Source organism: Kribbella antibiotica (genome assembly GCF_004349055.1).
Taxonomy (GTDB): domain Bacteria; phylum Actinomycetota; class Actinomycetes; order Propionibacteriales; family Kribbellaceae; genus Kribbella; species Kribbella antibiotica.
In genome coordinates this window covers 17108-29172 of the sequence record NZ_SMKX01000114.1, presented here as the reverse complement: position 1 = coordinate 29172, position 12065 = coordinate 17108, and the positions used below count along the sequence as shown (strand labels likewise).

Below are 12065 nucleotides of genomic sequence, written 5' to 3'. Positions count from 1 at the left end.
GGTTCGGGCTGGTGGGGATGCGGGAGCGAGTGGCGGCGTACGGTGGTTCGGTGGAGCTGACGGAGCGGCCTGGTGGGGGATCGTTGCTTAGGGCAAGGATGCCGATGTGATCCGGGTGGTGCTGGTCGAGGATCAGTCGATGGTGCGGGCCGGGTTCCGGATGGTGATCGACTCGCAGGACGATCTGACGGTGGTCGGCGAGGCAGGCGACGGCGTTGCAGGTGTGCTGGAGGTACGGCGTACCCGGCCGGACGTGGTCGTGATGGACATCCGCATGCCAGGCCTGGATGGGATTGAGGCGTGCAGGCAGTTGACCGCTCTCCCGGAGCCGCCGCGCGTTCTGATGCTGACCACCTACGACCTCGACGAGTACGCGCTCTCCGCCGTCCGGGCCGGCGCTAGCGGCTTCCTGCTGAAGGACGCTCCGCCGGAAGACATGCTGGCCGCGATCCGCACGGTGCACGCAGGAGACGCCGTACTGGCTGCTTCGACCACCCGCCGCCTGCTCGACCAGCTGGCCCCGGCGCTCGATCCCGTTGCAGGCAAGGCGGTTGCGGCACTGACCGACCGCGAACGCGAAGTCCTGATCGCAGTCGCCCGCGGCTCGTCCAATGCCGAGATCGCCAACCAGCTCAGCGTTTCCCCCGGCACCGTGAAGACCCACGTCAGCAGCGTTCTCGCCAAGCTCGGCGTCCGCGACCGCGTGCAAGCCGTGGTCCTCGCCTACGAAGCCGGCCTAGTCCGCCCCGGCCGCCCCTAGCGGGTACGGCGTCTGCCGGCTCTGGAAGCGGAAGGCGCGGTAGTAGGCGAGCATGATTGCGGCGACGGGCGCGTGGCGGGTGAGGATTGCCGCGATCTGCGGCGGGATTCCCGTCGGGGTTTCCCCTTGGGCGCAGGCGCGGATGAACGCGCTGCGCTCGTCCCCCTGGTAGCCGTACAGGGCGGTGACGAGCCACTGCACCAGGTGGGTCCGCGTGTAGGAGCGGTCGTAGGACTGGTGCTCGGCGAAGAAGTCGGCTTCGTCCTGCGACAGGTCGAAGGACGACGACATTGCCAGGCCGTAGTCGGTGAAGAACAGCTGCTCGCCGTCGGTGAGGATGTTCTGGAAGTGGCCGTCGAGATGCAGGAGTCCGTGGGAGTTCATGAAGGAGACTCCGGCCTCGAGCTCCCTGACCACCATGGCGCAGGCTTGCTCGGCGTTGGTCCGCACCTGAACACCCAGCCAGTTGTGCAGGTTCTGCGGGATGTACTCCAGGAACAGCGCAACGCTCGCCGAGGCGTCCTGCAGCGCCTCTAGCCGTTGCCGCACCTGTGGTGAGCCGTCCCAGTAGGCGACGACCTTTTCCACGTCGGCCAGTTCCTCAGGCAGCGTCTGCCCAGGATGCGGCAGCATCCGCCAGTGAAACATCAGCGGGAAGCCCTCAAAGCTCCGCCCAAGCACCCAGTCTGTCGTCATGGTGTGCACGGCCAACTCCCGCCAGGCTCCCCAGCCCGGCCCGCCGGGAACACCGAGGCCGGGATGACAGAAGCTGGGCAGCCCGAAGAGGTTCGCGGTGGACTGGATGTTGCCCGGCTGCCGTTCCAGATCGGTCAGCGGTAGCCGCTTGACGAAGACCGGGGTTCCATCGACATCGAGCAGCGACGAGGTCCCGCCGATGCCAGCATTCAGAGAAGCGGCCGCATCCACCAGGTCGCTCAGCTCACGATCACTACGCAGCGCCAGCGACGCGGAGACGGCACGGTAGGCGGCCAACCGCGCATCAATCTCCACGACGTCACCTTAGGGCGTACAGGTTTGGTCTGTCGGCGGGAGAGCGCCGGTGGTCAGGTAGCGGGTGACTGCTGCGTCTACACAAGGGGAGACGCGGTAGACACCGTGGCGGTAGGTGCTGGCGAGCGTGACCAGCCGGGAGCCTCGGAGGGCATGATGCATGTCCTGTTGGCCGGCGTAGGGGAGCACCGGATCGTTGGAGGCGGCCAGCATCAGCACTGGGTGGTTGCTGGAGATGGTGGTCGGGGGCTCGACGGGCGATGTCGGCCAGAAGGTGCAAGGGCTGATGTCTCGGGCCAGCGGGCCGTAGAGCGGTTCCTCGGCGAGGTGCGCTTGGATATCGCGGTAGTAAACGTTCGGGTCGCGCGGAGCAGCACGATCGGCGCACTGGTTGGCGATAGTGGCGCTGAAGCCGAACGCCGGGACTACTTCCGTGAGGTTGTAGAGGGCGAAGCGTTCCTCTTGGCGGGGTGTGGGGGTGACCGGGAGGCCCTTGGCGGCGTCGCGGTAGACGCGGACGTCGGCGGAGAAGTCGGCGTACGACTTGTCCTCGTCATCCACGGTGAGGAGCAGGCCGGGAAGCATCGACTCGGTGACCTCCTGAGTGCCGACCTGGATCGGGTGCCGCTTGAGGGTGGCAGCGATGTGGTTGATAGTCGCCGCGCCTAGGCCGGGGGTGTGAGTGGAGGCCCACTCTGCCCAGTCGGCCAAGGCAGCGGCATCCGGGAGAGCGGTCTCTCGCGTCCAGCGTGGCCCGTAGTTGTCGGGCGCATGAGAGCTGTCCAGGACGAAACGGTCGGCGTTCGCGGGGAACATCTGGAGGTAAACCGCGCCCAGGTAGGTGCCGTACGACGTACCGAAGTAGGAGAGTTTCGGTACGCCGAGAGCGGCCCGGACACGGTCCATGTCGCGGGCGATGTTGCGTGTTGAGGCGTGGGGCAACACCTCTCGGTACGGCGCGCACTGGGCAGCGAGTTCGCGCGCGACCGCGACGCTGTCGGCGAAGGCGGCGCGGGTGGGGCTCGCGTATTGGGCGCTGCGGAGGTAGCGGTCGGTTCGCCAACCGCATTCCAGCGGGGCGCTGAGCCCGAAGAAGCGGGGATCGATCCCGACCACGTCGTACTGGTCCGCCAGCGCCGGGCTGCGGTCCAGGAAGAGGTTCACGCCTTGGCGCGATGCCTCGGGACCGCCGACGTTGACGACCAAGGTGCCCTTGCTGGGAGCGGTGGCAGCACGCCGAGCAATCGCGATCTTGATCGTGCGACCGTCGGGATGACGGTAGTCGAGCGGTACGGCGACCTCGGCGCACTGCGCGTCGGCCGCGGCGAGAGCGTTCCCGGTCTCGTCATCGGGGCCGGTGCCGCAGCCGCGCCAGGTCAATTTGTTGCTATTAGCAACTGCTGGGGAAACGCCAAAGAGACAAAGTGTTATAGCGATGGCGAGGATCGGTGTTCGTCGCATGCCGAGGAGCGTAGAGCGGGTGGTTCAGGCGGCGCCTCTGCCGTGCGACCGATCTTGCCTCTGTCGCACGGCAGAGAAGCGTGGCTACCTGCTCAGGTGCCGGACAGCGGGTAGATCCGCTTCAGGAGTTCGTAGTCGTGGACGTTCGGGCGGAGCGAGATGTAGGTACCCGAGCGCAGACAGCTGGAGTCGGCCGTGTTGTGGTGGAGTGACAGCGCGTGGCCGAGTTCGTGGCAGGTGACGGTGCGGTGCTCGTTGGCCGTCAGCGAGTAGCTGTCGTTCAGCTGGACGGTGACCGGGCCCTGGGTGTCGGGTGCCCAAGTGGTCCGGCCGTACCAGCCATCTACGGTGCCATAGCGGCCGTTGTAGACGTGGACACAGTGCCTGCCGCTCGGGCAGCCCTCGGTGAACCAGCGGTAGTAGGAGTCGATGCCGACTGCTTCGTTCCAGACGGTCACCGCGGCTCTGACCGGCCAGGCCGATGACGTGTGGTCGAGGAAGTAGACCTGTGGGTCACGGAAGAGGTCGTAGTTCCAGCGGCGGTCGCACCATTGCCTAGCGGTGCCGTAGCTGAGGCATGCGAGCGCCAGGTCCTGCTTCTGGCTGGGCTGCTTGGTGGGTGGCTCTTGTCCCTTGTCGAGTACTCCGGTGACCCCGCTGCGGCGGAGCTTGTCCCGGAGCTGATCCGGTGTCACTCCCTTGGCCGGGTCGTAGATCGTCACGCTGACCGTGCCGTCCTTGGCCTTGCTGGTGACGTAGACGGTGTCGCTGTGGTCGTCGGCAGCCGCCGCGACGAGGCGGGCCGCGCTCAGGCTGGTCGCCTGGACGCTCTGGTCGTTCGCTGACTGGGCGCTGCTGGTGGTGGTCAGGCCCACGACGGCCATCCCTGCGGCGGCGAGTACAGCGGTGATGCGTGCTGCTTGCCTCATCTGGTTCCCCTCAATCGGTCCGTGACGCACGGCTGGCGGCAAGGTTAGGAATTGCCGCTGTCGCCGTGCTGCCCGTACCGCACCCGTACCGCCGGCCTCAGCACACATCTCAGATTGGCGACCCGCAATCTGAGATCGAGCAAATCTCGACAGTCATCTCGAAACGGTGATGGTTTGCCCGAGGTCGTTGTAGCCGGTCGCCGCCTGCCAGGTGCCGCTGTTGGCCAGCTGGACGGCGTAGATCGGGTTGAAGGTTGCCGTCTGCAGACGGCGTGACGGGTCGGCGAGATTCAGCAGCAGGCGATAGCGGCCCGGTGCGATCGGCGCCCGGACAGTCGCCTTCAGAGCGGTCGTCGTACCGGCTGCCCACAGGCGCGGGTCGGCCGGCAGGTTCACTCGGTAGGTGTGCTTGTCGCCCTGAAAGACGAGCTGCACCTGGCGGCGATGGTACGGCGCGGCCCAACCGTCATTCCGGACGTCCAGAGCAACCTGTACGGCGCCGCCGGGGCGGGTCTTGGTGGTGAAGGTGCCACGCACGAGCGACAACCGGTAGCCCAGTTTCTGCTTGGCGATCGTGATGTTCGAGCCCCAGCTGCCGAGCACGTCCTGGTTGTAGTCGGTGTTGAGGTAGGAGAAGTGCAGCCGGGCCATCTCGGCAGAAGCCGATTCCCAGTCGGAGCGCGGTGAGTTCACGGCGCAGGTCTCGCCGCCCTCGGGCACGTAATTGGTGTCCTGGGCAACAAAGTCCTTGTCGAGCTCGATCGGATCACTGAGGTACGTGCCGAAGTCGTCGGGGCTGGCCAGGAAACAGTCGTTGTGATGCCCGATCCGCGCGGCCGCGGAACCGTCGTACGCCTGATCCGCAGAGAGCGCTCCGTCGGTTCCCGTGGGCAGCCCGAGCATGCGTTGTTTCATGTACGGCGTGCGCACCTGGACCATGAGATCGCGGGGGAGCGCTCTCAGGAGGGCCATCACTACGGCCTTGCGGTCGGCCCAGTTCTGGTCCGAAACCTTGCTCGGGTCGGCCGGGTCGGCGAAGTGATCGGTGTAGTAGCCCTCACCCCAGAGGCCGACGAAGCCAGATTGCACGAGCGCGATCACATCGGCGTTCTCACGCAGGATCGGCGTCAGTTGCTGGATGTGCTTCAGGACTCGCGAAACCGGAGCATCGCCGTACGGGATGGTGGGCGGCCAGCCGGGCGGCTGGGCGTAGGCGAAGCGGACGATCACCTTGACCCCGGCCGCGCGGGCAGTGCGGAAGTCGGCGCGGACGAGGGCCAGATAGGCAGGGTCGAGCTTGTCGGTGCCGGCGAACTTCTCGAGGTAGAAGACCCGGAGAATCTGGGTCACGCTCTCCTGGGTCCGGAAGCCCCGCAGCTGCGCAGCATCCAGCGGGACGTAGCCGGAGCCGTCGGCGCGGTAGTGCGTCTCGGTGTGGTGGTAGAAGCCGCGCTCCTGGTTGGCGATCACGGCGTCGCTCGCCGTGTAGGTGCGAGTATCTGTTGGGTTCGAGCGGTGCGCATCGGCAAGCTGGGCAGGGCCTAGTAAGCCGAGCACTAACGTGGCGCCAACCAGGCGCAGAAGCTTCATCAGGGGAATCTCCTAGCTGATCGTGAGGGTGTGCAGGAGCGAGTTCATCCCGGTCGACGACTCCCAGGTGCTCTGGTTCGCCAGCCGGATCGAGTACTCGGGCCGCGTGGACAGCAGCGGGTCGGGCAGGTTGAGCAGCAGCTGGTACGAACCGACCGGCAGACTCGCCGGCACGGTGAGTGTCTGCGAGACCGTGGTCGCAGTGCCGGCCGTCCAGCGCCGTGGGTCGGAGCTCATCGCGAGCTTGTAGTTGGTGCCGGTGCTCGTGTTCCGCAGCACCAGCTCAAGACCACGCGAGTTGTACGGCGTCGCGTAGCCGTCGTTGCGGACCGACAGCGACACCGGCAGACTCCCGCCACGCACAGCCGAGGTCGGGAACGTCCCGGTCTCCAGGCGGAGGCGGTACCCGAGCTTCTTCGTCACGTCCGCCAGGCAGCCACCGGAGTTCCACGAGCTCAGCACGTTCGGCTCGTAGTCGGTGTTCAGGTACGACCAGTGGAACTGGGCCATTTCCGCGGTCGCAGTCGGGCAGGTGGATCGCGGTGCGTTGACGCCGCAGGTCTCGCCGCCCATCGCGACGTACTGCGTTTCGGACTGCAGGTACGGATACTCGACCGACGTGTTCTCGTAGGTGCCGTAGTCGTCCGGGCTGGCCAGGAAGCAGTCGTTGTGGTGCCCGAGCCGCGAAGTCGCCGATCCGTTGTAGGCATTGCCCGACGACACCGGCGTCGTCGTGTACATGGTCCGCTTGAACTTCGGCGTCCGCAGCTGGACCATCCGGCTCGCCGGTACGACGCTCAGCAGCTTGTCGGTGACCTCCTTGCGGTTCGCCCAGTCCGTCGTACTGACCGTGCCGGCGTTTCCGAAGTTCTGGGTGTAGTACCACTCGCCCCACGCACCGACCAGGCCGGCCTGGACGACGGAGATGACGTCCTTCCCTGAGTTCAGGTACGGCGCCAACTGGTCAAGGTGGCCGAGAACCCGAGCCTTGGTTGCGTCGTCGCCAGTCGTCGAGGTTGTGTAGGCGAACCGCAGCACCATCTTCAGCCCCGCCGCACGCACGGTGTTGATCTGCTGCTGGAGCTGGTCGAGGGCTGCCTGGGCGAGCGGGCCGTTCTTGTACTCGGCCAGATAGAACACGCACATCACCAGCGAGATGCCCTGGCTGGTCCGGTAGCTCTCCAGGGTGCTCTGCGAGAAGTCGGTCTTGTCGCAGTCACCGGTGTGGTGGTAGAAACCGCGCTCCGGGTTGGCGAAATTGTCGGTGCTCGCCGTGTAGTTGACGGTCCCACCGGAGCCGCCACCGCCGCTGTAGACGTGGGTGTACTTCGCCGAGGTCTCGAGCGGCGTCTCGACCTGGAAGACCAGATCAGCATCATTCGGCGAAGCAGTCTCGCCGAGGTCTGCCCGATTCACAGTCCAGCTCGCGACCCCGCCGCTAGCCGAGAACGTGACGGCCTTGATCAGCGTCCAGCCCCAGGCGCTGCCCGTGCTGCTGTAGAGATTGCCGTTCTCCAGCAGGTAGTCGGCGCCCACCGTGCCTTGGGCGTAGCCGGTGCCGGTGTTGCGGTCGGTGTCGATATAGACGCGCTGGAACGACGGGGAACCGGTGAACGAGTACTGGTACGTGACGGTGGTTGCGGTGTTGCTGGCGGAACCACCGCTGATGGTCGCACTGGCGGGGGCGACCAGCGCAACAGCAGCCAGAAGTCCACCGGCGGTGATGCCGGTCAACAGCCGGAGGAGTCTCATGAGTAGTTCCTCTCGCGTGGGCGGGCGATGGAATAATCATGGACTCCACGGAAACTGTGTCAAGAGTTCACAACGCGGTAGTTTCGAGCAGTTTTGATCAAAAACCCGACAGTGCAGTGATCAAAACATGAGCGAAGCGGCTGGGACTGCGTCGCCGTACAGGGTGGACTCGACCTGCTCGACGGCCAGCCGGACCGCGCCGAGCGCGACCCCTTCATCCCCGAAGGCCGAGACCCGGATCTCCGGCGTACGCAGGCACCAGCGATCGAGCTCGCGGCGCAACGGCTCCACCAGTACGTCGGCCGAGCGCGAGAAGCCGCCGCCGATCACGACCAGTTCCGGATCGAGGGTGAGCACCAGGGCCGACGTACCGATGGCAATGTCGCGCACGTAGCCGCGGACTGCGCGTAGAGCCGCGCGATCGCCGTCGCGGGCGGCGAGGAAGACGCGTTCGACCGGTTCGCCGGGGCTGAGCCAGCCGTGCAGGTGCTCCGGAGCGCGCTCCCAGCCGACCGCCGGTAGCGCGCCGATCTCGCCGGACGAGTTGGCGAATCCGCGGTGCAGCTTGCCGTCGATGATCAGCCCGGCGCCCGTCCGCAGCCCGGCCAGCAAGAACACGACATCCTTGGCATAGCGAGCGACACCGCGCCAATTCTCAGCCAGGGCAGCAAGTTTGCAGTCGTTCTCGACTCGAATCGGACCGCGGACAATGCGGCGCAGTTGAGCGACGAGGTCGACGCCGGTCCACTCGGGGAGCGAGTCGGACAGCATCACTTTGCCGGTGCCGTCGACGAGCCCGGTGGTGGCGACGCCGGTTGCCCAGATCTGCTCCGCGGTCGTGTCAGCACCGGCAAGCGCGGCCGCAATGCAGTCATCGACCGCCTGCAAGCGCTCCCGCCGACCGGCGTCGGGCGCGACGGGGATTCGGGCCTGATGAAGGACGTCACCCTCGAGGTCGGTGACCACTGTCAGCACCTTGTGACCACCGATGTCCACGCCCAGCAGTCGCCCTGCATCGGCGCGAAACCGATAGCGCCGAGCCGGCCGGCCAACGGTTCCTGCCGTCGGCGAGACCTCGCCGATCCAGCCCCGTCCCAGAAGATCCCGTACGACGTCCTCGGTGGAGGCGCGCGACAGTCCGGTCCGCTTAGCGAGCTCGGTGACGGTCAGTGGCGCCTCGGCGCGCAGGACCCGCAGGGCCGCGACCACGTTGAGCTGCCGCAACCTTTGCAGGTCCCCGCCGGACAGTGCCTCGCTCACTGGACCTCATTCATGTGGGCCTCACCAATTACCTAGGAGTCCCGGATAACTATAGAGACGAGCAGCCGGTCCGGTAGATGAAATGGGGCGCGCCAGCCCTTCCCAAAACCCCATGACAACGTTGTACGTTGGTCCGCGGCCGGTGCTGGTGAGCCGGGACGACCTCGGGCAGGAGGAAGCAGATGCCGAACCCCCTCAAGATCGCGACCCTGGGCTTCTGGCACGTCCATGCCGGCGACTATTCGCGGCAGGCGCAGGAACATCCCGGTACGGAACTGGTGGCGGTCTGGGATACCGACGAAGAGCGCGGCAAGGCCGGGGCCGAAGCCTTCGGCGTCGCCTACACAAGCGATCTGGACGCGCTGCTGGCGAGCGACATCGACGGTGTCGTGATCACCACGGCGACCGACGAGCACCGCGACCTGATGGTCAAGGTCGCTCAGGCCGGGAAGCACATCTTCACCGAGAAGGTGCTCGCGCCGACCGTCGCGGAGGCCGAGGAGATCATCGCCGCGGCCGACGACAACGGTGTCAAGCTGACGGTCTCGCTGCCGCGACTCGCCCACGGCTATACGAACGCCATCCGCGAGGTGCTCGACAGTGGGCGGCTCGGCAAGGTGAGCTACGCCCGGGTCCGGCTGTCGCATGACGGCGCGATCGGTCGTGACGGCAAGGACGGCTGGCTGCCGCTGCGGTTCTTCGAGCCCAAGGCTGCGATCGGGGGCGCGCTCACCGACCTCGGCTGCCACCCCGTGTACCTGACTCAACTCTTCCTCGGAGCAGCCGCTGAGACGGTCAGTGCGACGTACCGGTCGCTGGCGGGTCTCGGTTTGGAGGACAACGCGGTCGTCGTGCTCGGCTACGCGAACCAGACGATCGGGGTGATCGAGGCCGGTTTCGCCAGCCCGAACCCATTCACGATCGAGATCTTCGGGACCGAGAACACGCTCACGTACACCGAGGCAGGCAACCTGCTGAAGGTCGGCGAGGAAGAGATCCCGGTTCCTGAGCACAGCCTGGATCCGTTCGGGCAGTGGGTCGACCACATCACCGGAGATACCCGCGCGGACGACAACATCGCCCGGGCGCTGGAGCTCACCCGCCTGGTCGTCGCGGCGAACGAAGCCGCCGCCACCAACACCGTCGTCGCATACACCTGAGGAGATCGTCATGCCCCAGATCAAGGTCGGCCTGATCGGCGCCGGCGGGATTGCCTCCGCACACATCAAGGGTTACGTCGCGCATGCCGACAAGATCGGTATCACTGCGGTGGCAGACGCGGTGGAAGAGACTGCGAAAGCACGCGGTGCTGAGCTCGGTGCAACGGCGTACACGGACTATCGCGACATGCTCGCCAATGAAGAGCTCGACGCGGTCGACATCTGCTTGCCGCACCACCTGCACCGCGACGCGATCGTCGCCGCAGCCGAAGCAGGCAAGCACATTCTCTGTGAGAAGCCGTTGTGCCTGAGTGCCGAGGAGGCCGCCGACGTACGGCGAGTTGTCGAGGCCAATGGCGTGACGCTGATGTCGGCGCACAACCAGCTCTTCATGCCGGCGGTTGCCAAGGCCAAGGAACTGCTCGAGGCGGGCACGATCGGCACGGTCTACGAGGTGCGGACCACCGACAGCTTCTACAACGACTTCGACCCGAGCTCGATGGGCTGGCGCGCCAGCAGCAAGACCAGTGGCGGTGGCGAGCTCATCGACACCGGCTACCACCCGACGTACCTGATGCTGCACCTCGCCGGAGGAATGCCGGTCGAGGCGACGGCAATGCTGTCCACGCACCGCCTGAAGTTCATGGAGGGCGAAGATTCCGCCCAGGTGCTGATCCGCTTCGACAACGGCGTGGTCGGTCAGCTCGTCACCAGCTGGGCCTACGAGCCGGCCGGCTCGACCGAGCGCTTCTCGGCTGTCGGCGAGCTGGGCGCACTGCACAGTGACGGTACGTCGCTCACCTACCAACTGCGGTCAGGCGAATCGGAGACGTTCGAGCTGGAGCCGGTCGACACCTTCGTCGCCGAGATCGAGCACTTCGCCGACTCGCTCATCGGTAAGACGCGCCCGATCCACACCGAGGTCGAAGGCATCGCCGTACTGGGCATCCTGCTGGCCGCCTATGAGGGTGCCCGCACCAAGACGATTGCCTCCGTCATCAGTTAGTACGGCCCAACTGGTAAATACCATCGACTGTGCCGCCAGGCTGCGAAATAGTTCTTGGTATTTACCAGTGCATTATCCGGATATTTTAGGATGGGTTCGTTCGAAAAGATCGGGTGAAACTCTTGCAGTTCACCGGGGTGGCATTCATGCTCGCGTCATGTCACGTCAGCGAACCACCATCCTCCTTGTCTCCGCCGCCGCGGTCGCCTCGATGCTGGGTGGCGCCTCGGCCGCCGCCGGCTCGACCGGCCAGGCCGACCGTGGACCGGGCGCCTGTGGCGTCTTGTTCGACGACTTCCAGTACCAGTCGAGCGCCGATCCTGCGCTCGCAGCGCATGGCTGGAATGCCCGCAATGAGGTAGGTGGCCCCGGCGTACCGGGCGCAGCGTGGCCGGCGAGCAATGTCTCCTTTGTCCGGCAAGACGGCCAGAACGTCGCACAGTTGCGGGCGACGACCAACGGTACGGCGGCCGGTACGACGCACGCCGAACTTCGCCGTACGACGATGAAGCTGCGCAACGGGACTTATGCGACCCGGGTCCGTTATGCCGACAAACCGGTCGCCGGATCGGATGGTGACCACATCAACCAGACCGCGTTCGCCATCGGCCCGACGAAATTCGACTATGACCCGATCTACAGCGAACTCGACTTTACCGAGTACCTGGCGAACGGCGGCTGGGGCGAGACCGGCCCGATCAACTTCCAGACGAGCTACCACACGTTCCGCGAGGACCCGTGGGACGCGCGCTCCGCATCCAACAACCAGGCCAGGTCGCTCAGCGGCTGGCACACCTACGTCACCCAGGTCGGCAACGGCCACGCGAAGTACTACATCGACGGCAAGCTGACCGCCGACCACACCGTCGACCAGGACGGCAACACCGTCCTGCCGCGCCAGGACATGAGCATGAACTGGAATCTGTGGTTCATCGATCTGGAGGCGCACCAGGGCACGGGGACCAGCGAGTACCACCAGCAGATCGACTGGGCCTACTACGCCAAGAACGAGACGGTCTCGCCGAGCCGGGCCGAGGCGCGCGTGAAGGCCTACCGCAAGCACAACACCAGCTACCAGGACACGATGATCGACACCGGGAGCTGCAAGAACTACCAGCCCCCGCAGCACTGATCTC

The 12065-nt window shown here is 66.0% G+C and carries 10 protein-coding genes; 4 read left to right on the top strand and 6 right to left on the bottom strand.

Translation table 11 applies throughout. From position 1 onward, the window contains the following. Positions 1-106 precede the first annotated feature (106 nt). On the top strand, positions 107-760 hold the full coding sequence (locus tag E1263_RS30120; RefSeq protein WP_132173482.1) for a response regulator: 654 nt from the start codon (positions 107-109) through the stop codon (positions 758-760). On the opposite strand, the gene E1263_RS30115 is transcribed toward E1263_RS30120, so the two are convergent. The 6 genes from E1263_RS30115 to E1263_RS30090 all read right to left on the bottom strand — a co-directional run bounded on the left by E1263_RS30115 (position 737) and on the right by E1263_RS30090 (position 8763). Then, positions 737-1771, bottom strand: a complete 1035-nt coding sequence (locus tag E1263_RS30115; protein ID WP_132173480.1) for a protein kinase family protein — start codon at positions 1769-1771, stop codon at positions 737-739. The genes E1263_RS30120 and E1263_RS30115 overlap by 24 nt on opposite strands. 9 nt (positions 1772-1780) lie before the next feature. Continuing rightward, on the bottom strand, positions 1781-3151 hold the full coding sequence (locus E1263_RS30110) for an alpha/beta hydrolase (RefSeq protein WP_202869122.1): 1371 nt from the start codon (positions 3149-3151) through the stop codon (positions 1781-1783). Positions 3152-3324: 173 nt separating this feature from the next. Beyond that, positions 3325-4161 (bottom strand): zinc metalloprotease, encoded by an 837-nt coding sequence (locus E1263_RS30105; RefSeq protein WP_132173476.1) that lies wholly within the window; start codon positions 4159-4161, stop codon positions 3325-3327. 153 nt (positions 4162-4314) lie between these two features. After that, complete coding sequence (locus E1263_RS30100; protein WP_132173474.1) at positions 4315-5751, bottom strand: DUF4832 domain-containing protein; 1437 nt, start codon at positions 5749-5751, stop codon at positions 4315-4317. A gap of 12 nt (positions 5752-5763) precedes the next feature. Continuing rightward, entirely contained in the window at positions 5764-7503 is a 1740-nt protein-coding gene (locus tag E1263_RS30095) for a DUF4832 domain-containing protein (protein ID WP_132173472.1), read from the bottom strand. A gap of 120 nt (positions 7504-7623) precedes the next feature. Beyond that, entirely contained in the window at positions 7624-8763 is a 1140-nt protein-coding gene (locus tag E1263_RS30090) for an ROK family transcriptional regulator (protein ID WP_132173470.1), read from the bottom strand. A 182-nt stretch (positions 8764-8945) separates the two neighbouring features. On the opposite strand from E1263_RS30090, the gene E1263_RS30085 reads away from it, so the two are divergent. The 3 genes from E1263_RS30085 to E1263_RS30075 all read left to right on the top strand — a co-directional run bounded on the left by E1263_RS30085 (position 8946) and on the right by E1263_RS30075 (position 12061). Further along, the gene (locus tag E1263_RS30085) at positions 8946-9923 is read left to right on the top strand and encodes a Gfo/Idh/MocA family protein (protein ID WP_132173468.1); all 978 of its coding nucleotides are present in this window, start codon (positions 8946-8948) and stop codon (positions 9921-9923) included. A gap of 10 nt (positions 9924-9933) precedes the next feature. Further along, positions 9934-10929 carry a Gfo/Idh/MocA family protein gene (locus E1263_RS30080; protein ID WP_132173466.1) on the top strand — a complete coding sequence of 332 codons (996 nt, stop codon included), beginning with the start codon at positions 9934-9936 and terminating at the stop codon, positions 10927-10929. A 157-nt stretch (positions 10930-11086) separates the two neighbouring features. Then, on the top strand, positions 11087-12061 hold the full coding sequence (locus E1263_RS30075) for a glycoside hydrolase family 16 protein (RefSeq protein WP_132173464.1): 975 nt from the start codon (positions 11087-11089) through the stop codon (positions 12059-12061). Positions 12062-12065: the final 4 nt, after the last annotated feature.